The organism is Lysinibacillus sp. GW823-FHT06C08, assembly GCF_058795135.1.
Map to the genome: position 1 here is coordinate 1203462 of NZ_JBXAHN010000001.1, position 20744 is coordinate 1224205.

The following is a 20744-nucleotide window of genomic DNA, read 5'->3' on the forward strand; positions in this document are numbered from 1 at the left end:
TTTAATTGTAGCAGCAGTCAGCCTTGGTTGTTTCGAAAATTTGTCAGCAAAGGGGAGCGGTAACATGCATATGATGGATACGCCTTTAATATTAACAAGTTTTTTGAATCGGGCAGAACGATTTTTTCAGTCAAAGAAAATATATTCGCGAACAAGCGCTACAACTATTCATGAATTTACGTATAAAGAGTATGTCAAACGAACTCGTCAATTAGCGGATGCTCTTACAAAATTAGGTATGCAGCAGGGCACGAAGGTTGGGACATTTGCTTGGAATCATCATCGTCATTTGGAGGCCTATTTTGCTGTACCATGTGCAGGAGCAGTCCTGCATATGATTAATATTCGACTTGCACCAGAGCATATTGTCTATGTTATTAATCATGCGGAGGATGAAATATTATTAATTGACGACAATTTAGTGCCCCTTATCGCACCATTTGTTTCACAGTTAAAAACGGTTAAACACATTATTATTATGGGAGATGCTGTGGCACTAGAATCTATACCCATTCCAAATGCTTTGTCCTATGAAGCACTAATTGCAGATGCCAATGAGCATTTCACATTTCCAGATGATTTAGATGAAAATACACCTGCTGGCATGTGTTATACGAGTGCAACGACTGGTATGCCGAAGGGAGTAGTTTATACACATCGCAGTATCGTCCTTCACAGTTTAACTGCTGGGCTTGCAGATAGTATTGCCATTTGTGAGTCGGATGTTGTGCTACCTGTTGTACCCATGTTTCATGCCAATGCGTGGGGCTTCCCCTTTGCTAGTGTAGCCTTTGGTGCCACTCAGGTATTACCAGGGCCTATGTTTACGCCTCAGCTTTTACTTGAGCTTTTTGACGTGTACAAAGTAACCTTGACGGCAGGTGTACCTACTATTTGGCTCGGTGTTTTACAGGAGCAACGTCTACACCCTCGTGACCTATCGTCAATGCGATTAATTGTTTGTGGCGGATCTGCCTCACCTATTGGTCTTGTAAGGGGCTTCGAGGAGGAGCTGAAGATTCCTTATATGACTGGGTATGGGATGACGGAGACCTCTCCACTTGTAAGCTTATCAACGTATTTAACCCATATGCAGGACTACACGGCTGATGAAAAAATGCATGTTCGCATTACCCAAGGGATGACCATGCCCCTTCTTGAAACTCGTGTTGTGAATGAAAATGGCGAGGTCCCATGGGATGGCGAAACAATGGGAGAGCTAACGATACGAGGTCCATGGATCGCAAATGAGTACTATCAAGATGAGCGTACAGATGAAGCCTTTAAGGATGGTTGGCTTTATACAGGGGATATTGCAGTAATGACGCCGGATGGCTATATAAAAATTACCGATCGTACAAAAGATTTAATTAAGAGCGGTGGTGAATGGATTTCGTCAGTTGAGTTAGAAAATGCCTTAATGTCTCATCCAAAAGTCTTTGAAGCTGCTGTGATTGCTATCCCACATGAAAAATGGCTGGAACGTCCTTTGGCATGTGTAGTGCCAAAGCCAGAATATAAGGATTCCATTTCTAAAGAGGAGCTCATCGAAAATTTACAAGCGCAATTCCATAAAACATGGATTCCAGATGATATTGTTTTCATTCAGGAAGTACCAAAAACATCTGTAGGTAAATTTTTGAAGGCGAAATTACGAGAAGATTTAAAAGATTACCGTGTACAAGTTTAGTCAATTAGCTAGAATGAAGGTAGTGAAAAGCTACCTTCTTTTTTTAATTGAAATAAATTCCTGAAAAGTGAAACTATTTTTTTCATTTTGCCGTATAATTTGAATAACGAAAGGAAGTGGTCGTATTGTCAATTGCCATTGTAGCGATTATTGGTGGGGTTATTATTTCTTTAGCTGGGATTTTTACAGATTCCCGTACGAGACAGCAAAAAATTAAATTAAAGGCTATCGAAAAAGAAGTGGAATTAGAAAAACTTCGATTAGAAACCTATACGATTGAAACGGAAAAAATGCGCCTTGAATTAGAACAGTCGAAGGTGCTACTATTAGAGGAAAAACAAAACTCAAGCAAGTAGATGGGTATACATGAGAAAGACTATTTCAGGATTGTCTCTTTTCCGCTATAATGGAACTACGACGCTAGAGGGGAAGATGACCATATGTCTGATTATGAACAGTTTATAGAAGGTATCAAGCGCAAAACAGGAATAGATTTAGCGTTATATAAAGAAGCGCAAATGAAAAGACGATTAACCTCACTTTATGAAAAAAAAGGTTATCGAAATTTTGTTGACTTTCTAAAGGTACTTGAACAAGATCGTGATTTAATGAATGAGTTTTTAGATCGTATGACGATTAATGTTTCTGAATTTTATCGTAATGGAAAGCGTTGGGACGTATTGCAAAAGAAAATATTACCTAAGCTATTACAAACAAATAAGCGTTTAAAAATTTGGAGTGCTGCTTGTTCAACAGGAGAAGAGCCGTATTCATTAGTAATGGTCTTATCTCAATTAGTGCCTTTATCTCAAATTCAAATTATTGCTACTGATTTAGATGAAAATGTCATTCAAAAAGCGAAATTAGGTGTCTATCCAGAACGCTCATTAGCAGAAGTGCCAAATGACATTAAAGCTAAATATTTTGAACAAGAGGGCTCCTTCTACCGCGTGAAGGATGAGATTAAGCGTTGTGTGACCTTTAAAAAACAAAATTTGCTTAATGATACCTATGATAGCAATTATGATTTAATAGTTTGCCGCAATGTAATGATCTATTTCACGGAAGAAGCCAAGGATCAAATTTATAACGATTTTAGTAAAGCCTTACGCAAGGATGGCATACTATTTGTAGGATCGACAGAGCAAATTTTTAATCCATCTCGTTACGAATTTGAAGTAGAGGATACATTCTTCTATCGAAAAAACAGTTAATAATATGAATGAAAAGCTTTGTACAAATGACTGGTTTCATCATGTACATATAGTAACTAAAGCATTAACATAGATAATTCGTACGCTTTTCGCTTATCCTAAGCAAAGGCGTATTTTTTATAAATTTTAGCACTTCACTTCAGTAGTGTAGTAAGGTTTTATGCAAGTCGTTCAGAATATTCGCATTTAGGTTATGTAAATAGAATGAACTTAAAAGACATTTGCAAAAGGACTGTTTTTTTAAAGAATATATGTTATAGTGAAAAATACATACTTTAGCGAGTTGAAGGGAGAAAGCGTTTATGCGTTACTTAACAGCGGGTGAGTCACACGGCCCCCAACTAACAACTATTATTGAAGGTTTACCGTCACTCTTACCCATTACAGCAGAAAAAATTAATCACGATTTAAAACGACGTCAAGGAGGTCATGGACGTGGACGACGCATGCAAATCGAAACAGATACAGTAGAGATTGTCGCAGGCGTTCGTCATGGACAAACACTTGGATCACCTGTCGCATTAGTTGTAACCAATGATGATTGGAAGCATTGGACAAAAATTATGGGTGCTGAGCCATTAGCAGAAGATGTGAATCCTGAGGATATCAAACGTCAAATTTCACGACCTCGTCCAGGCCATGCGGATTTAGTTGGTGGCATGAAATACGGACATCGTGATTTACGAAATGTATTAGAGCGTTCTTCAGCTCGTGAAACAACTGTACGTGTAGCGGTCGGCTCAGTGGCGAAGGCTTTATTAAATGAATTAGGTATTTCCATTGTCGCACATGTTACGGAGATTGTTGGAATTAAGGCTGATACATCTTTAGTGGAAGGGAAAACAGTCGATGAAATTCGTGCCATCGTAGAAGCGGATCCTTGCTATTGTGTAGATCCTGTCGCTTCTGCCAAGATGGTAGAAGCGATTGACGAAGCAAAAAAAGCTGGCGATTCTATCGGCGGTGTTGTTGAAGTCATTGTGGAAGGTATGCCAGCAGGTGTAGGGTCATATGTACACTATGATCGTAAGCTCGATGCTAAGTTGGCTGCAGCGATGCTATCTATCAATGCATTTAAAGGTGTTGAGTTTGGGCTTGGTTTCGAGATGGCACGTCGTAAAGGCTCAGAAGTTCATGATGAAATTATTTGGACTGAAGAAGAAGGCTATACACGTGCGACTAATCGACTTGGTGGCTTAGAGGGTGGTATGTCTACTGGTATGCCAATTGTTGTACGCGGTGTAATGAAGCCAATCCCTACATTATATAAACCATTACAAAGTGTGGATATCGAAACAAAAGAGCCATTTAAAGCAAGCGTTGAGCGTTCTGACAGCTGTGCGGTACCAGCGGCATCAGTAGTAGCTGAGCATGTTATTGCCTGGGAAATAGCGAATGTTATTTTGGAGCAATTCCATAGTGATCAATTACCACAACTAAAAGCTCAAATTGATGAACATCGTCAATATACGAAGGGGTTCTAATTTATGCGTGTTCCAGTTGCAACAAAATCACATCATTATGAGGTTGTACTTGGCCATCGATTTCTTACTAAAGCTATTCAAACATTTGCGGATCAGCTAAAAAAAGCAGATAAACTGTTTGTCTTTACAGATGCTCATGTATGGGAGGCACAGGGAGACTATTTCAAGGCAAATTTCCCATATGATTTTGAAGTGTTTATTTTGCCTGGTGGCGAAGCATGCAAAACCTTTGAGCAATATTATGCAGCTCAAACTTTTTTACTAGAGCAAAAATGCTCGCGGAAATCATTTATTTTTGCTTTTGGTGGCGGGGCTGTTGGAGATTTAACGGGGTTTGTTGCAGCAACCTATATGCGTGGAGTTCCATTTATTCAAATTCCAACAACTATTTTGGCGCATGATTCAGCAGTAGGCGGGAAGACCGCTATTAACCATCCATTAGGAAAGAATATGATTGGTGCATTTTATCAGCCAGAAGGTGTTATTTACGATACAGTTTTCTCTGAAACCTTACCTGTACGCGAGATCCGTTCAGGAACAGCTGAGTTAATCAAACATGCGATGATTTCTGATCCAGCATGGTTAGAGGAATTAATGGCAGTAGATTCCGTTATACATTTTAATCGGCAGGAATTAGCGAGTCAGTTAAAAAAAGGGATTGAGGTTAAAGCAAAAATTGTAGCCGAGGATGAAACAGAGCAATCTGTTCGAAAGTTTTTAAACTTGGGCCATACATATGGACATGCGATTGAAGCAGCTGCAGGCTACGGAAAAGTAGCTCATGGTGAGGCAGTCATGATTGGTCTTGTGTATTGCTTATTATTGAGTGAACGTTATGGGGAGCTAGATCGTTCGTTTAGCAAAGCGTTTTTACAATTTGCAGTTAAAAATGGCTATCCTTTTGAGGCTGTTAATGACTATACATTTGAACAATTAACAAGCTATTTAATGAAAGATAAAAAAACGGAATATGGCATTTTACAATTTGTTTTATTGGAAAAAATTGGTAAACCATTTGTGCGGGCAATTGATTTAGAAGAATGCCAAGAAGTAGATGCCGAATATAGACAGTTATTAGCGGAGGTGCTTGTATGATTCGTGGACTTAGAGGGGCAATTACAATTGAATCTGACAAGCCAGAGCTTGTATGGGATGAGACAGCAAGATTAGTGCGTGAGGTTGTGGCAGCAAATAATGTAGAAATAGATGATATTGCATCCATTTTAATTTCTACTACGCCGGATATTACCTCAGCATTTCCTGCTCGTGCAGTACGCTTGATGGAAGGGTGGCAATATGTTCCAGTAATGTGTACACATGAAATGGATGTGCCGAATGCACTACCATTATGTATTCGAGTATTAATTCATGCAAATGTAGAGGTAGCACAAAAAGACGTGAAGCACTTGTATCTCAATGATGCAGTGAAATTAAGACCAGATTTAGCACAAGCTAAATAAGTAGAGGAGATGTTTTAGATGAAGTGGAAACAACAATTGGACGGTATGCAAGCGTATAAACCAGGAAAACCAATTGAAGAAGTGCAACGTGAATATGGCTTAAAAGAAGTGATTAAATTGGCATCAAATGAAAATCCATTTGGATGCTCACCTAAGGTGACAGCATATTTACAAAATAATGCAGTGAATCATGCCCTTTATCCAGATGGCTATGCACAAAATTTACGTACAGCTGTTGCAAATCATCTAGGCGTTCAAGAGACACAGCTTCTGTTTGGTAACGGCTCTGACGATATCATTGCTATTATTACTCGTGCATTGTTGTATCCAGGGGTAAATACCATTATGGCTGATCTATCATTCTCCCAATACTGGCATAATGCTGAAATTGAAGGTGCTGAAATACGTAAAATTGCTTGTGTAGAGGGTGCACATGATCTAGATGCAATGGCGGCTGCAATTGATGATCGAACAGCTGTCGTATGGGTATGTAGTCCGAATAATCCTACTGGTGTTGTAATTCCAGATACGGCTTTACGTGCCTTCCTTGCCAAGGTACCAAATGATGTACTTGTCGTATTAGATGAAGCGTACATTGAATACGTGACACATCCTGAACATAAGGATACTCTACCAATCATCGATCAATATCCAAATGTTCTTTTATTACGTACATTCTCTAAAGCATATGGTTTGGCATCGTTCCGAGTTGGCTATGCGATTGGACAGCCAACTGTCATTGAAAAGCTTGATCCGGTCAGAGGTCCGTTTAATAATACGAGTTTAAGCCAAGCTGTAGCTGCTATTGCACTAAGCGATCAGGAATATATAGAAGCATGTCGTGAAGCAAATGAAAATGGTAAAAAGCAATATGTTGAATTCTGTGAAAAACATAATCTAAAATACTTCCCATCTGATACGAACTTTATTTTCTTTGATACAAAGGCTGATAGTGATGTCATTTTCCAAGAGCTTATGAAAAAGGGCTTTATTGTGCGCAGTGGTAATGCTTTAGGATTACCAGGATTTATCCGTGTTACAATCGGTACTGAAGCCCAAAATGCAGCATTGCTAGTTCAACTTGACAATGTATTAAAAGAGCAAGGAGTATTTGCATGACACGCAATGTGCTCGTTATTGGGCTAGGATTAATCGGTGGTTCCATCGCCCTTGCTTTACAGAAGGCACCAGACACAAGGATTATTGGCTATGACATGGATGCTCAAACGCGTGAGCATGCGCAAGCATTAAATATTGTACATGACACTGTAACGGATCCACAGGCAATTGCAGGTGATGTCGATATCATTATTTTCGGTACACCAGTTAATGCAACGCTTGAATGGATGGAGCAATTAAAATCATGGCCATTAAAAAATAAAGTCATCGTAACAGATACAGGAAGTACAAAAAAATTAATTATGCAAAAAGCTGGCGAATTACGTGAACTTGGCATTACGTTTATTGGTGGACATCCAATGGCAGGTTCACATAAAAGTGGCGTATTAGCTGCAAAGGCGCATCTTTTTGAAAATGCATACTATATGCTTACACCGCTTGCTGGTGAAGAAATTGTTCATATGGCACAGCTGGAAAGCCTCTTAAAATTCACGCATGCAAAAGTGGTTAGTGTTTCTGCAAATGAGCATGACCATATGACAGCTGTGGTAAGTCATTTCCCACATATCATTGCAGCTTCCCTTGTGCATCAATTAGGAGAGGAGAATGGGGAATACCCTATGACTCGCTCCCTTGCCGCGGGTGGTTTCCGTGATGTCACGCGTATAGCTTCTTCCAACCCGGTTTTATGGCGAGATATCACTTTACAAAATCGTGATGAGCTACTGACTCAGCTAGAAGGCTGGGAAAAAGAAATGGGCCGTATTAAGGAATTGCTGACGAATGGTACTTCTCGGGATATTGAAGACTATTTTTCTATTGCCAAAGAACTGAGAGATGAATTACCAATTAGCGCAGGAGCTATGTATACAGCGTTCGACTTATACGTAGATGTTCCAGACTATCCAGGTGTCATTTCCGAGGTAACAGGTTTGCTGGCTGATGAGGCAATAAGTATTACGAATTTAAGGATTGTCGAGTCAAGAGAGGATGTTTTCGGTATTTTGGTCATTAGTTTCCAAAGCGAAAATGACCGTGAACGTGCCGCAGCATGTATTCAAAAACGTGCCAATTTTGAAACGTATATTTCATAGAAAAAGAAAGCGTCGGCTTTACGGCGCTTTCTGTCTTCATATTGGAGGGAAAAATTAATGAGTGAAAAAGTTTTACAATACAATAAGCCATCTTTACAGGGATCACTAACTGTTCCAGGCGATAAATCGGTCTCTCACCGTTCTGTGATGTTCGGTTCCATTGCTACTGGGACAACAACAGTAGAAGGTTTTTTACTTGGGGAAGATTGTTTAAGTACCATTGATTGCTTCCAGAAGCTTGGTGTGCATATTGAGGTGGAAGGAACGAATGTAACGATAGAAAGTCCAGGGATGAATAGCTGGCAGGAGCCTACTGACGTGTTATATACAGGTAACTCTGGTACAACTACACGTTTAATGCTTGGAATTTTAGCAGGCTCTACAGTTCATTCAGTCATGACAGGGGATGCATCAATCGGCAAGCGACCAATGCGACGCGTCATTGATCCACTGCGTCAAATGGGAGCCCATATTACGGGACGTGCAGACGGTCAATATACACCATTAGCCATTCAAGGTACAAAACTACAGGCCATTGATTACAAAATGCCAGTAGCAAGTGCTCAAGTTAAATCTGCTATATTACTTGCAGGCTTGCGTGCTGAGGGTACAACGATTGTTAGAGAAACAGAAGTGTCAAGAGATCATACTGAACGAATGCTGCGTCAATTTGGTGCCGATGTCGAAGTGAAGGATGGAGTCGTTTCATTAGAGGGTGGACAAACATTAAGTGGGACCCATGTTTCTGTACCAGGGGACATCTCGTCAGCAGCCTTTTTCTTAGTGGCAGGGGCAATTTGCAATACTAGTCAATTAACTCTTGAAAATGTTGGCGTTAATCCAACGCGTGATGGAATTATCGAGGTTCTTTCAAAAATGGGCGCAACGATGACAGTGATCCCAAATGATGATCGTCAAGCTGAACCGACAGCGACCATTCAAATTCAAACATCTACTTTATCCGGTACAACAATCGAGGGAGAATTGATTCCTCGTTTAATTGATGAAATACCAATCCTTGCTTTACTTGCTACACAGGCACACGGTCAAACGATTATTAAAGATGCCGAAGAGTTAAAAGTAAAGGAAACAGATCGTATTACAGCGGTTGTAACTGAATTAAAAAAGCTGGGTGCTAACATCGAAGCAACAAATGATGGTATGATTATTGAAGGGCCAACACCATTGAAAGGTGCAAGTCTCAAAACATATGGCGATCATCGAATTGGCATGATGGGTGCTGTGGCTGCTTTAATTACCGAAGGCTCAGTCACTTTAGATGATGCACAGTGTATTGCTGTATCGTATCCATCATTCTTTGAACATATTGAGGCAGTAAGGTAACAATTGAAGATTGACTCTCCAAGTTTTTGGGGAGTTTTTTCTTGTTTCGGTGGTAAATGTTTTGTAGCATAAAGGTATCAAAGAAAGAATAGGTGAATGACTGTGAACAATGCGATGACTGAAATGATGCAAGCACTTGAACAGGGAGACTTAGCATTAATAGATCAGCTACTTGAAACATTTTTAGTGAAGGAGCTACCCGAGGAAATTTACGCACTTGCAGAAATTTTTATGCAATATGGGTACATGAAAGAAGCTGACCGCGTTCTGGAGCATTTACAATTTTTATTCCCAGAAGAGGCACAGTTAAAAATAGATCGTGCAAATGTTTTAATGGAGCTTGGTGATGAAGATGAAGCATTAAATTTATTGCTTGAAATTGAAGAAGCATCACCAGAATATCCTCAAGCATTATTAGTTTTAGCTGATTATTATCAGATGCAGGGGTTATTTGAAGTAGCTGAGATACGTATAAATGAAGCACTAGCAATTTTACCAGACGAGCCATTACTGCATTTTGCCAAAGCTGAGCTGTTATTTGAAACAGGTCGTTTTTTAGAAGCTGCAAGATTGTATGAAGAATTATATGAACAACAAGCTGAATTTGCTGGTATTCATCTTGTGGAGCGATTGGCGGAGGTTTATCGTGCCGGGGCTGCCTACGAAACGGCATTGGATTACTATTTAAAGGCGCTTGACGATGAGGTAAAACCGGATATTTTATTTGGTGCTGCGTATTCAGCCTTCCAATCCCAAAAATACGAGATGGCTATTAAACAATTAGAGGAATTGAAAGAGTTAGATCCTGATTACTTCTCAGCTTACTTATTGCTGGCAGAAAGCTATGCGATGACAGAGGAAAATCCAAAAGCCTATGCGGCAATCCAAGAGGGATTAAAGCGCGATGAATATGATAAAACACTCTATTTATTTGCTGGGAAAATGGCATTGAAAAATAGTTTGCCAGTAGATGCAGAGCAATATTTACGAGAAGCAATAGCGTTAGATCCTGAATATATGGAAGCCGTATTAGCACTTATTTCTGTGTTAGGTCAACAAGAACGGAATGAAGATGTTATCGAATTATTTGAGACTCTACAGCAAAATGATTTTGAATGGAGCACGTTATACCCATTTGCGGCGGAGGCATATGAAAATTTAGAATTGTACGACCGTGCATACGAATTTTACCGTTTGGCATATAATGATTTTAAGGAAGACGCAACATTTTTAGAAAAATATGTGTACTTTTTATTAGAGGAAGGAAAACGTTCAGAGGCGAAAGTGGTTCTTGAACAATTAATGAACATTCAACCAGGTGAACCAGAATGGCAAGAGAAGTTAGAAGCCTTAGAATTTGAGTAAAGGAGGGAGTGGGTATGACTGCTTCTGTATCAGTTGTTGATAAAAAAGCATTTGTTCGATGGTTTTTAAAAAATTATCAATTGAAACGTCGTGAGTGTGTTTGGATTTTAAATTACTTACTTAGCAATGATGACTTATTAAAACGAATCCGATTCGTGGAAGAAGCTCACTATTGTCCGAGAGCAATGGTGATGTCAACAGTTGATTCAACAGGTGTTCCTTTTCGTTTCTATAAAGGCAATGTAATGACAGCAGACGCCGAAAAGTCTTTCCATGATTTACGCTTACACGAGCAAGAAGATATGTATATACAGTTGAATTTTCCAAATATACCACCAAGTGCACAATACTTAGCAGTTCTAGAAGAAAACCCTTATATGCCAGAGACACTGTTAGTTAGTGAAAAAGATCGTTTACTGGCAGAAGAACTGCTTTCCAATAGCTTACTCGTATTCCAAGAAGAAAAATTACTTGCACAAATTGATGAAGCCCTCGATCAGGGAGATGAAGAACGTTTTTATGAATTGTCTAATTTGTTACAAGCATTAAAGGAAACGGCTAATTTACCTTAGTTATAGGTAAAAATTGAATGTCCTTTACCCACTTCAATATGGTAACATTACTAGTGAATGAATGATTGTTTTCACTTTTAATTGGGTATCCTATTTGAAGAGTGGAAAAGGGCATTTTTTATTATGCGACAAAGGAGGTTTGTTGAATGTACTTTAATGCAAACGATGTGACATCGTTTTTGGGACAGAAGGATTTCATCGATACTGCGATAGTTCCGCTCATATCCATCGATTTGGCTCCTGAGAAAATGAAACAAAGTGGTGCTGAGGTAGATTTTCTAATGTCTTTAACTTCTTTCATAGAACAACAGTTTAAAGGCCGTTTACTAGTCATGCCACCTTTTTCTTATATGGCTTCTTTAAAAAACGAAGAATTACCGAAGCAATTTGAAACACAATTACATAATGCTGGCTTTAAGCATGTGTTCTTCATTACTTGTGACCACTCTTGGACAAATATTGGAGATATAGTAAATATTATTTGGTTACCAGCAATTCCGTTAGAAAGTATGGATGCAGGTGTGAAAAAATCCATTCTCGAAGATCAATTACGACAAGTGGTTCCGATGCTTTCGACCAAATGGGCACAGATTTAACAATTAGTTTCAATAAATGTTCACATTCTCCAGCTTTCCACAGAATGCTATATTGACCAAGCTATGGACTTGATATATCATATATATGTCCTAGTATTACTATTTGTAAAAGTATGTCCGTTGGACTGACCTTTAAGTTAGAGGGGGGAAAATAATGAGTAATAATCGAGTTTCACGTCGTCAATTTCTAAGTTATACTCTTACTGGTGTAGGTGGATTTATGGCGGCAGGTATGCTAATGCCAATGCTTCGCTTTGCAATTGATCCTGTGCTACAAAAGCATGAGGGTGGAGATTTTGTAAAAACAGAGCATAAAATCGCTGACTTGACTGAAGAGCCTGTAAAAGTTGACTTTTCATATGAACAAGTGGATGCATGGTACAAATCACAGGTTACAGATGTAGCTTGGGTTTATAAAAGTGGCGATCAAATCATTGCCCTTTCACCTGTTTGTAAGCATTTAGGATGTATGGTTGACTGGAATGGAGATTCTGCACACCCAGGTCAATTCTTCTGTCCATGTCACGCAGGACGTTATGAGAAAAACGGGAAAAACATTGCAGGTACACCGCCTCTAGGTCCGTTGGATGAATTTGAAGTACAAGAACAAGATGGCTATTTAATGATTGGTCCAGCTAAAGCAAATACTCTAGTTAAATAAGTAAGGGGGTACGACAACAGTGCTAAATAAAATTTATGATTGGGTCGATGAACGCCTAGATATTACACCTATTTGGCGTGATATTGCCGACCACGAAGTGCCAGAGCACGTTAACCCTGCACATCATTTTTCAGCATTCGTTTACTGCTTCGGTGGATTAACATTCTTCATCACAGTAATTCAAATTCTATCTGGTATGTTCCTAACAATGTATTATGTACCAGACGTTGTGAATGCCTGGAAATCAGTTTATTATTTACAAAACGAAGTAGCGTTTGGTGAAATCGTGCGCGGTATGCACCACTGGGGAGCTTCATTAGTTATCGTAATGATGTTCTTACATACACTTCGTGTATTCTTCACAGGTTCTTATAAGAAACCTCGTGAGTTAAACTGGATGGTTGGTGTAGGTATTTTTGGTGTAATGATGGGTCTTGGCTTTACAGGATACCTATTACCATGGGATATGAAAGCATTATTCGCTACTAAAGTAGGTATCGAAATTGCAGCATCTGTACCGTTTATCGGTTCGATGATTAAAGTATTATTAGCGGGTGACACTACAATTCTTGGTGCTCAAACGTTAACTCGATTCTTTGCGATTCATGTATTCTTCTTGCCTGCAGTATTGTTTGGGTTACTTGCAGCACACTTTATCATGATTCGTCGTCAAGGAATTTCAGGGCCGTTGTGATTGTCTTGACGGTTCGATGATCTTTAAAAGGAGGGGACACTATGCATCGCGGAAAAGGAATGAAATTTGTCGGCGATTCTCGTATTAAAGCGAATCACAGAATGCCGAACGTTCCAAAGGATTATTCCGAATATCCAGGTAAGACGGAAGCTTTCTGGCCGAACTTCTTACTGAAGGAATGGATGGTAGGTGCTGTATTTTTAATTGGATACTTATTATTAACTGTCGCTCACCCGTCACCACTTGAAGGGCCGGCAGATCCAACTAGAGCATATACACCGCTACCGGACTGGTACTTCTTATTCATGTATCAACTTTTAAAATACTCATTTGCTTCTGGTCCATACAATGTAATTGGAGCAATTGTAATTCCAGGTCTTGCATTTGGAGCGCTATTATTAATGCCATTTTTAGACAAGGGTCCAGAACGTCGTCCATCTAAACGTCCATTACCGACAGCGTTTATGTTATTAACTCTAGCTGCTATGTTCTACCTAACTTGGGAGTCAGTTGTTAACCACGACTGGGAAGCTCAAAAAGCTATGGGTGCAATCGTAGAAACAGTTGAATTCGATAAAGAATCAGAAGGTTATAAACTATACGCTGGTTCAGCATGTATTACATGTCACGGTGAAGGCTTAGAAGGTGGAGCAGGTGCACCATCTCTAATGAACACTGGATTAACAGCTGATGAAATTAAGGACATTGCTCATAATGGTCGTGGTAACATGCCACCAGGATTATGGACAGGTTCAGATGAAGATCTTCAGAAACTTGCTGAATTTATCGAAAGTTTAAAAGCTGAGTAATAGTAAAAGAGTCAGGAAACTGGCTCTTTTTTTTCGACCTTGTTATAATATTGGGACTGAAAGCTAGCCGAAAAGGTTCCCTTGTCCTCAGTAATTTAGCGAAAAATGTCGAAAAATAGATAAAAGCGAATGAATTCAATCCATTAGCACATATTGAAGTTGTGGAAATAATTTCACCTGGAAATAAGAATTTTCCCTATACATAACAAAGAATTATTAGTAAAGCGCAAGGAGTTGAATTTATGCAAATAACACGTGCAAATCTTTGGTATCTTCTAAACCATAAGTCATTCTTAATTGCGCTACTTATTATTAATCTATTAGGCACAATTTATGGCTATTATTGGTATGGATGGCAGCTAGCCATGACTAAGCCTATTTTTTATATTTTTGTTCCTGATAGCCCGACAGCTAGCTTATTCTTTTGCTTTGTGTTAATGGCTTGGATTATGGGAAAAAGATGGCCGCTAATGGAAGTATTAGCGCTTGTAACATTAGTGAAATACGGTCTGTGGGCTGATGTCATGAATATTTGGACATTAGTTGAAACAGGATCGATCGGTTGGCAAGGTTGGATGCTAGTTGGCTCACATTTTGCAATGGCCGTTCAAGCTATATTATATATGAAGAAATATGTATTCACTTATTCGCATGTAGTGATAGCAGCTGTCTGGACGCTCCATAATGATGTCATTGACTATGTGTTTGGACAAATGCCTATGTATGGGGATTTAGTCAAGTACACAAGCTATATTGGCTACTTTACATTTTGGTTATCAATTGCATGTATTCTCCTTGCGATTTTCTCAATTAGGTGGCGTAAATATTTGCCGAATTAGGGTATAAATTATAGAATTATAGTATCGAGGTAGAAAGGGGTTAGAATATTGTCAACAAGCATGTATATTGTTTATTTTATTATTATTATGCTGCTGCCACTTTATGCACAAATGAAAGTAAAAGGCACGTATAATAAATTTGCGAAACAACGTACAATGAAGGGCCAAACAGGTGCAGAGGTAGCGCGTGCGATTTTAGATGCGAACGGCTTATATGATGTACGAGTTGTGCCAACACAAGGTGTGTTGTCTGACCATTACAATCCGGCAACCAAAACAGTTGCTTTATCAGAAAGTAACTTTTATGAAGCGAGTGTTGCAGGTGCTGCGGTAGCTGCCCATGAGGTAGGTCACGCCATCCAACATAAAGAAGCTTATTCTATGCTTACATTACGTAGTAAGCTAGTCCCAGTGGCAAATATTTCTTCTAATGCGTCTTGGATTTTTGTAATGATTGGTATTTTTGCAAGTAGTACGAATTTCTTGCTTTTAGGTATCATATTATTAGCAGCAGGTGTTGTTTTCCAATTAGTGACACTTCCAGTGGAGTTTGATGCTTCAAAGCGAGCATTAGTTCAAATGAATTCGCTTGGCATTATTACAAATGAAGAAGAACGACCAGCACGAAAAGTATTGAGTGCTGCAGCATTAACATATGTAGCAGCGGCAGCGGTAGCTGTACTAGAGTTATTACGTTTAATTTTAATTTTTACGAATATGCGTAGCGATGACTAAGAAAAAAACTTGTTATGGTGGTACACCACTATAACAAGTTTTTTATCTTCAAACACTTAATGAAGCGGTTGTTTTTGATCATCAAGAGTGAAGCCTTCTCCTGCCACATCACGTACTTCTATAATAGAAACGAAAGCGTGCGGATCCACTTCATGAACAATGGATTTTAGGCGTACAACTTCGTTGCGACCGATCACACAATAAATAACTTCCTTAGGCTGTTTAGTAAAGTGTCCATGACCTTCTAATATAGTGATCCCGCGCTCCATTCGTAGGGCAATTGTTTCCGCAATAACACCTGACTTCTCGGATATAATGAGAGCACCACGCGCTGCATAGGCACCTTCCTGTACAAAGTCAATAACACGAGCGCCAACAAATACAGCGACTAATGTGTACATCATGGAACGCGCATCTAAGAATGTAAGCCATGAAAGGATGATGACGATGGCGTCGAAGACAAACATCGTTTTACCCATACTCCAGCCAAAATATTTATGCCCAAGTCGTGCCAATATATCGACGCCACCGGTAGTGCCACCAAAGCGGAAGACAATTCCTAGGCCAAGACCGACGAATATACCCGCGAACAGAGCAACGAGTAACATGTCATCTTCTAAATGAATGGTAAACTGATATTTCTGGAAAATCTTTAGAAAAAGAGAAACAGATAAAGTGCCAACAAGCGTATAGACAAAAGATTTCTTTCCGAGTAATCGATAACCAATTATAAACATGGGAATATTTAATAATAGGTTCATTAAGGCGGGGTCCCATCCTAATGTAAAGTATAGTATGAGTGTAATTCCACTTAGTCCACCTTCACCTAGCTGATTTTGAATGTTGAAGTGAACAAAGCCGAAGCTAAAAATGGCTGCTCCGAGCATTATTGCGATAATATTACGTATTTTAATCTGTTTTAACATTTGACCTCCTGTAGTTCCAAACAAATGAAGTAGTGATATCTATTATCTGACATTTTATTGGTTTTGACAACAACGGTGTAAATTATATAGGATGGTAAATAGGAGTGTGATTTAAATGACCGATCAACTAACTATGCAAGCATTACAACAGCGTGTTGATAATTATATAGGACAATTTAAAGAAGGATATTTCCCACCTTTCGAACTGCTAGCTCGTTTAACAGAGGAATTAGGAGAGCTATCTCGCGAGGTTCAGGATGTATATGGACAAAAAAAGAAAAAGAATACAGAGGAAATAAACAGTATTGAAGAAGAGCTTGGTGACTTTTTCTTTGTTTTAGTATGCTTTGCCAATGCTCAGGGCATTAAATTAGATGAAGCTCTATTAAGAGTCATACATAAATTTGAAACAAGGGATAAGGATCGTTGGACGAGAAAGGATGAAGAATGATGTCGATTCGTGTAGCTATTGCAGGAGCAAGAGGAAAAATGGGGGCTGAGGCTGTACATACGGTCATGAAACATGACAAAATGGAATTAGTAGCTGTACTAGATTATAAGGAAGTAGGAAGAACATTAGCTGATTTAGACATGTTCCCAGCGAGCTATACAGTACCTTTATTTACGGAAATGCATGATCTTGTAGAAGCAACTTCTCCAGACGTATTAGTGGATTTAACGAACCCACATGCTGTATATAATCATACTAAAGAAGCATTGAATTTAAATGTACGACCTGTAATTGGTACAACAGGATTTACTGACGCACAACTAGAAGAATTATCAACCATTGCTAAAGAAAAAGAGTTGGGCTGCATTATTGCACCAAACTTTGCGATTGGCGCTATCCTGATGATGAAATTTGCGAAAGAAGCGGCCAAATACTTACCAGATGTAGAAATTATTGAAATGCATCATGATCAAAAACTGGATGCACCATCTGGAACAGCAGTGAAAACTGCTCAACTAATTCAAGAGGTACGTACGCAAAAGACTCAGGGGCATCCAGAAGAAAAAGAAACCATTGAAGGTGCAAGAGGTGGAGATTTTGAAGGCATGCGCATTCACTCTGTTCGCTTACCTGGTTTAGTGGCACACCAGCAAGTATTATTTGGTGGAGATGGGCAGCTTTTAACGATTCGCCATGATTCATTGAATCGAAATTCTTTTATGTCAGGCATTGCCTTTTGCGTAGAAGAGGTTATGAAAATGGATCAGCTTGTTTATGGTTTAGAAAACATCATCTAAAGATTGGGATGGAAGCTATATGAAAATCGCATTAATTGCACATGATCGTAAAAAAGATAATTTAGTACAGTTTGCTATTGCTTACAAAGAAATTTTGCTTGAACATTCACTTTATGCTACCGGTACAACAGGACAGCGTGTCATTGAAGCCACTGGTTTAGAGGTAACACGTTTTCGTTCAGGTCCACTTGGTGGCGACCAACAAATTGGCGCAATGATTGCCAACAATGATATGGATATGGTTATTTTTTTCCGTGATCCATTAACAGCACAACCACATGAGCCAGATGTTTCTGCACTTATCCGTCTTTGTGATGTTTACCAAGTGCCACTGGCGACAAATATGGGGACAGCAGAAATATTATTAAAAGGCCTACAAGAAGGCTTTGTGGATTGGAGACTGATACAAGAAAGACGTAACTAATAAAAGACGTGATTTAGAAAGGATGATCATCGAATGAAAAAGCTAAAAATCGGCATTACCTGTTATCCAACAGTTGGAGGCTCTGGTGTAATAGCAACAGAATTAGGCAAAATGCTTGCAGAAAGAGGACATGAAATTCATTTCATTACCTCAAGCGTACCATTTCGATTGAATAAAATTTATCCAACCGTCTTTTTCCATGAAGTCGAAGTTAATAATTATTCAGTGTTTCAATATTCACCATACGATATTGCATTAGCGAGTAAAATGGCAGACGTCATCAAGGATGAAGAGTTGGATGTGTTGCATGTGCATTACGCAATTCCACATGCAGTATGTGCTGTGCTAGCACGTGAAATGAGTGGGCGAGATATTGGCATCGTTACAACACTTCATGGCACAGATATATCGGTGCTTGGGCAGGATTCTACGCTTTCACAGGCCATTAAGTATGGGATTGATAAATCTGATATTGTGACGACCGTGTCACATGCATTAAAAGAACAAACTTATGAATTAATTGATACAGTTAAGCCCATTGAAACAATTTATAACTTTGTGGATGAACGGGAGTACTTCCCTCGTAATTCAGGAAACCTAAAAGAGCAATTTGGTATACAAGAAGATGAAAAAGTCCTCATCCATGTCTCTAACTTCCGTAAAATTAAGAATCTTCCGCATATCATTGACGCCTTTATGAAAATACGTACTAATGTGAAGGCGAAACTCTTATTAGTCGGTGATGGGCCAGAAAAACATCGTGTAATGGACCAAGTAAAGGAAAGTCCATATATGAAGGATGTTCTATTTTTAGGGAAGCAAGAAAATTTAGCTGAACTATATGCAATTAGTGACCTAAAGCTGTTACTATCTCAGCAGGAATCGTTTGGATTGGTTTTATTAGAGGCAATGGCTTGTGGAGTGCCTTGTATTGGAACAAATGTAGGAGGTATCCCGGAAGTCATTGAACATGGCGTGGACGGCTTTATTGTGGAATTAGGAGATACGGAAGCCGTCGCTGAATATGCTGTTCAGTTATTGCAAGATGAGGAAAAATTACTGCGTTTCAGAGAAGCGGCCATTCATGCAGTCAGTGACAAATTCCACTCGTCCAAAATTGTAGAACAATACGAAAATCTGTACGAGAAGGTTGCGGAAAGAAATCATGCAAAACAATAAAGAATGGCAAACAGCCTATTCAGTAATAGAACAATTAGAACAAGCAGGCTTTGAGGCGGTTATTGTAGGTGGAGCTGTTAGAGATGCTTTACTGAATCGTCCTGCACATGATGTCGATGTAGCGACAAATGCGTTGCCTGAAGAGGTAAAAACAGTTTTTCAACGAACAGTTGATATTGGAATTCAGCATGGGACGGTACTTGTTATCGTACCTGCTGGGCCAGTTGAAGTAACTACTTATCGTACAGATGGGGAATATACAGACCATCGAAGACCAGATAAAGTGCAATTCGTTCGCTCTCTACAAGATGATTTACAACGCCGTGATTTCACAATGAATGCCATCGCTATGCGACGTGATGGCTCTTTTGTTGATTATTATGGTGGTCGTCAAGATATTGATCTTCGTATTATTCGAGCTGTTGGAGATGCTCAAAAACGCTTTGCTGAGGACGCCTTGCGCATGTTACGAGCAATCCGTTTTTCAGCGCAGCTTGATTTCACAATAGCGGAAGATACATTGATGGCGATACAACATAGAGCGGCCGATATCGCTTTTATTGCCAAAGAGCGAATCAAGGCAGAGCTAGATAAGCTATGGCTAGGAACGACTGTTTTTAGTGGCCTACAAAAATTAGAGGAAAGTGGCTTGGCAGCGTATTTACAAGGGAGTTTTCAGGCTGATCGCTGGTATGAATTTCAGACTGAGGACAAGCATGTGGGCTGGGCCTATTTTGCGCTACTTCAAGGAGCAAACTGGCGCGAGATTTTGGGGGATTATCGATTGTCCAATAAAGAAATGGCGTTTGTTAAATCTGTTTTGACAGCATATGGAGCGTTAAAAAGTGGCTGGACAAACTCCCATTATTTTACCTATAAAGAACAGGAGCTGGAAGCAGCGATATATTTTGCAAAACTGCTCCAAGCGGACGTTTGTTTACCAAGTGAGCCTATTCGTATATTGCAGGACAAGCTGCCGATTCGACAAAAGCAAGAAATTGCGGTGAATGGGGCGGATTTACTTAAATGGTCTGGCAAAAAAGGAGGCCCTTGGGTAAAAGAAGCATTAGAGGACATACTCGAAGCGATTATTCATAATGAGCTTGCAAATGATCAACAGCAGATAAAAAAATGGCTGGAGCATAACTATTTCCATGAAACATGAGTATATATACCTTACAACAAGCCGTCTCAGGAAAGTGTGGGACGGCTTGTTTTTTATATCACTGATGGTCATTTCAATTGATTTACAGTATGATTAAATTTAGTTACATAAAAAGCAGAGTTTACA

The 20744-nt window shown here is 39.3% G+C and carries 23 protein-coding genes; 22 read left to right on the top strand and 1 reads right to left on the bottom strand.

Annotated elements, in window-relative coordinates; genetic code table 11:
- Window positions 1-64 precede the first annotated feature (64 nt).
- The 17 genes from AC1Q6O_RS05650 (at window position 65) to AC1Q6O_RS05730 (ending at window position 15676) form a co-directional block, all read left to right on the top strand.
- On the top strand, window positions 65-1690 hold the full coding sequence (locus tag AC1Q6O_RS05650; protein ID WP_008180399.1) for a long-chain fatty acid--CoA ligase: 1626 nt from the start codon (window positions 65-67) through the stop codon (window positions 1688-1690).
- Between the two features lie 125 nt (window positions 1691-1815).
- Window positions 1816-2046, top strand: a complete 231-nt coding sequence (locus AC1Q6O_RS05655; protein WP_008180398.1) for a hypothetical protein — start codon at window positions 1816-1818, stop codon at window positions 2044-2046.
- 84 nt (window positions 2047-2130) lie between these two features.
- On the top strand, window positions 2131-2904 hold the full coding sequence (locus AC1Q6O_RS05660; RefSeq protein ID WP_008180397.1) for a CheR family methyltransferase: 774 nt from the start codon (window positions 2131-2133) through the stop codon (window positions 2902-2904).
- A 302-nt stretch (window positions 2905-3206) separates the two neighbouring features.
- Window positions 3207-4388 (top strand): chorismate synthase, encoded by a 1182-nt coding sequence (gene aroC / locus AC1Q6O_RS05665; protein ID WP_008180396.1) that lies wholly within the window; start codon window positions 3207-3209, stop codon window positions 4386-4388.
- 3 nt (window positions 4389-4391) lie between these two features.
- Complete coding sequence (gene aroB, locus AC1Q6O_RS05670) at window positions 4392-5483, top strand: 3-dehydroquinate synthase (protein WP_090001296.1); 1092 nt, start codon at window positions 4392-4394, stop codon at window positions 5481-5483.
- Entirely contained in the window at window positions 5480-5848 is a 369-nt protein-coding gene (gene aroH / locus AC1Q6O_RS05675; RefSeq protein ID WP_008180391.1) for a chorismate mutase, read from the top strand. Before aroB ends, aroH begins: the two co-directional genes overlap by 4 nt.
- Before the next feature lie 18 nt (window positions 5849-5866).
- Window positions 5867-6967 carry a histidinol-phosphate transaminase gene (gene hisC, locus AC1Q6O_RS05680; protein ID WP_089986590.1) on the top strand — a complete coding sequence of 367 codons (1101 nt, stop codon included), beginning with the start codon at window positions 5867-5869 and terminating at the stop codon, window positions 6965-6967.
- A complete protein-coding gene (locus AC1Q6O_RS05685; RefSeq protein ID WP_089986589.1) occupies window positions 6964-8061 on the top strand; it encodes a prephenate dehydrogenase in 1098 nt (365 codons plus the stop codon). The genes hisC and AC1Q6O_RS05685 overlap by 4 nt, the downstream gene beginning before the upstream one ends.
- Window positions 8062-8118: 57 nt before the next feature.
- The gene (gene aroA / locus AC1Q6O_RS05690) at window positions 8119-9405 is read left to right on the top strand and encodes a 3-phosphoshikimate 1-carboxyvinyltransferase (RefSeq protein ID WP_008180386.1); all 1287 of its coding nucleotides are present in this window, start codon (window positions 8119-8121) and stop codon (window positions 9403-9405) included.
- 96 nt (window positions 9406-9501) lie between these two features.
- The gene (locus tag AC1Q6O_RS05695; protein ID WP_107921770.1) at window positions 9502-10770 is read left to right on the top strand and encodes a tetratricopeptide repeat protein; all 1269 of its coding nucleotides are present in this window, start codon (window positions 9502-9504) and stop codon (window positions 10768-10770) included.
- A gap of 14 nt (window positions 10771-10784) precedes the next feature.
- The gene (locus tag AC1Q6O_RS05700; RefSeq protein ID WP_008181956.1) at window positions 10785-11342 is read left to right on the top strand and encodes a ReoY family proteolytic degradation factor; all 558 of its coding nucleotides are present in this window, start codon (window positions 10785-10787) and stop codon (window positions 11340-11342) included.
- 146 nt (window positions 11343-11488) lie between these two features.
- A complete protein-coding gene (locus tag AC1Q6O_RS05705; protein ID WP_008181955.1) occupies window positions 11489-11938 on the top strand; it encodes a DUF2487 family protein in 450 nt (149 codons plus the stop codon).
- Between the two features lie 154 nt (window positions 11939-12092).
- On the top strand, window positions 12093-12599 hold the full coding sequence (locus AC1Q6O_RS05710; protein ID WP_025114703.1) for a QcrA and Rieske domain-containing protein: 507 nt from the start codon (window positions 12093-12095) through the stop codon (window positions 12597-12599).
- Between the two features lie 19 nt (window positions 12600-12618).
- On the top strand, window positions 12619-13293 hold the full coding sequence (qcrB, locus tag AC1Q6O_RS05715; RefSeq protein WP_008181573.1) for a menaquinol-cytochrome c reductase cytochrome b subunit: 675 nt from the start codon (window positions 12619-12621) through the stop codon (window positions 13291-13293).
- Window positions 13294-13334: 41 nt separating this feature from the next.
- Window positions 13335-14102 (top strand): menaquinol-cytochrome c reductase cytochrome b/c subunit, encoded by a 768-nt coding sequence (locus AC1Q6O_RS05720; RefSeq protein WP_004232669.1) that lies wholly within the window; start codon window positions 13335-13337, stop codon window positions 14100-14102.
- Window positions 14103-14344: 242 nt separating this feature from the next.
- Window positions 14345-14941, top strand: coding sequence for a lipoprotein heptaprenylglyceryl N-acetyltransferase LhaT (lhaT, locus tag AC1Q6O_RS05725; RefSeq protein WP_090001306.1), 597 nt, complete (start codon window positions 14345-14347; stop codon window positions 14939-14941).
- A 60-nt stretch (window positions 14942-15001) separates the two neighbouring features.
- A complete protein-coding gene (locus AC1Q6O_RS05730; protein WP_008181566.1) occupies window positions 15002-15676 on the top strand; it encodes a zinc metallopeptidase in 675 nt (224 codons plus the stop codon).
- A 56-nt stretch (window positions 15677-15732) separates the two neighbouring features.
- Here the strand turns inward: AC1Q6O_RS05730 and AC1Q6O_RS05735 are convergent, their stop codons facing one another.
- Window positions 15733-16602, bottom strand: coding sequence for a YitT family protein (locus AC1Q6O_RS05735; protein WP_008181565.1), 870 nt, complete (start codon window positions 16600-16602; stop codon window positions 15733-15735).
- A 115-nt stretch (window positions 16603-16717) separates the two neighbouring features.
- Here AC1Q6O_RS05735 and AC1Q6O_RS05740 point away from each other — a divergent pair, with 115 nt between their 5' ends.
- From AC1Q6O_RS05740 to AC1Q6O_RS05760, 5 genes are read left to right on the top strand one after another with little or no spacing between them, the layout of a single operon-like run.
- Window positions 16718-17053, top strand: coding sequence for a nucleotide pyrophosphohydrolase (locus AC1Q6O_RS05740; RefSeq protein WP_008181563.1), 336 nt, complete (start codon window positions 16718-16720; stop codon window positions 17051-17053).
- Complete coding sequence (dapB, locus tag AC1Q6O_RS05745; RefSeq protein WP_043990815.1) at window positions 17053-17850, top strand: 4-hydroxy-tetrahydrodipicolinate reductase; 798 nt, start codon at window positions 17053-17055, stop codon at window positions 17848-17850. Before AC1Q6O_RS05740 ends, dapB begins: the two co-directional genes overlap by 1 nt.
- 19 nt (window positions 17851-17869) lie before the next feature.
- A complete protein-coding gene (gene mgsA, locus AC1Q6O_RS05750) occupies window positions 17870-18274 on the top strand; it encodes a methylglyoxal synthase (RefSeq protein ID WP_008181558.1) in 405 nt (134 codons plus the stop codon).
- Window positions 18275-18307: 33 nt separating this feature from the next.
- Window positions 18308-19453 carry an N-acetyl-alpha-D-glucosaminyl L-malate synthase BshA gene (gene bshA, locus AC1Q6O_RS05755; protein ID WP_008181556.1) on the top strand — a complete coding sequence of 382 codons (1146 nt, stop codon included), beginning with the start codon at window positions 18308-18310 and terminating at the stop codon, window positions 19451-19453.
- Window positions 19440-20618: a CCA tRNA nucleotidyltransferase gene (locus AC1Q6O_RS05760; RefSeq protein ID WP_492400996.1), complete on the top strand. Its 1179-nt coding sequence runs from the start codon at window positions 19440-19442 to the stop codon at window positions 20616-20618. Before bshA ends, AC1Q6O_RS05760 begins: the two co-directional genes overlap by 14 nt.
- Window positions 20619-20744 lie beyond the last annotated feature (126 nt).

Coding starts and splice junctions, on each gene's coding strand:
- AC1Q6O_RS05650 (WP_008180399.1), top strand. CDS start 65: ATGCATATGATGGATACGCCTTTAATATTAACAAGTTTTTTGAATCGG.
- AC1Q6O_RS05660 (WP_008180397.1), top strand. CDS start 2,131: ATGTCTGATTATGAACAGTTTATAGAAGGTATCAAGCGCAAAACAGGA.
- aroC (WP_008180396.1), top strand. CDS start 3,207: ATGCGTTACTTAACAGCGGGTGAGTCACACGGCCCCCAACTAACAACT.
- aroB (WP_090001296.1), top strand. CDS start 4,392: ATGCGTGTTCCAGTTGCAACAAAATCACATCATTATGAGGTTGTACTT.
- aroH (WP_008180391.1), top strand. CDS start 5,480: ATGATTCGTGGACTTAGAGGGGCAATTACAATTGAATCTGACAAGCCA.
- hisC (WP_089986590.1), top strand. CDS start 5,867: ATGAAGTGGAAACAACAATTGGACGGTATGCAAGCGTATAAACCAGGA.
- AC1Q6O_RS05685 (WP_089986589.1), top strand. CDS start 6,964: ATGACACGCAATGTGCTCGTTATTGGGCTAGGATTAATCGGTGGTTCC.
- aroA (WP_008180386.1), top strand. CDS start 8,119: ATGAGTGAAAAAGTTTTACAATACAATAAGCCATCTTTACAGGGATCA.
- AC1Q6O_RS05695 (WP_107921770.1), top strand. CDS start 9,502: ATGACTGTGAACAATGCGATGACTGAAATGATGCAAGCACTTGAACAG.
- AC1Q6O_RS05700 (WP_008181956.1), top strand. CDS start 10,785: ATGACTGCTTCTGTATCAGTTGTTGATAAAAAAGCATTTGTTCGATGG.
- AC1Q6O_RS05705 (WP_008181955.1), top strand. CDS start 11,489: ATGTACTTTAATGCAAACGATGTGACATCGTTTTTGGGACAGAAGGAT.
- AC1Q6O_RS05710 (WP_025114703.1), top strand. CDS start 12,093: ATGAGTAATAATCGAGTTTCACGTCGTCAATTTCTAAGTTATACTCTT.
- AC1Q6O_RS05720 (WP_004232669.1), top strand. CDS start 13,335: ATGCATCGCGGAAAAGGAATGAAATTTGTCGGCGATTCTCGTATTAAA.
- lhaT (WP_090001306.1), top strand. CDS start 14,345: ATGCAAATAACACGTGCAAATCTTTGGTATCTTCTAAACCATAAGTCA.
- AC1Q6O_RS05730 (WP_008181566.1), top strand. CDS start 15,002: ATGTATATTGTTTATTTTATTATTATTATGCTGCTGCCACTTTATGCA.
- AC1Q6O_RS05735 (WP_008181565.1), bottom strand. CDS start 16,602: ATGTTAAAACAGATTAAAATACGTAATATTATCGCAATAATGCTCGGA.
- AC1Q6O_RS05740 (WP_008181563.1), top strand. CDS start 16,718: ATGACCGATCAACTAACTATGCAAGCATTACAACAGCGTGTTGATAAT.
- dapB (WP_043990815.1), top strand. CDS start 17,053: ATGTCGATTCGTGTAGCTATTGCAGGAGCAAGAGGAAAAATGGGGGCT.
- mgsA (WP_008181558.1), top strand. CDS start 17,870: ATGAAAATCGCATTAATTGCACATGATCGTAAAAAAGATAATTTAGTA.
- bshA (WP_008181556.1), top strand. CDS start 18,308: ATGAAAAAGCTAAAAATCGGCATTACCTGTTATCCAACAGTTGGAGGC.
- AC1Q6O_RS05760 (WP_492400996.1), top strand. CDS start 19,440: ATGCAAAACAATAAAGAATGGCAAACAGCCTATTCAGTAATAGAACAA.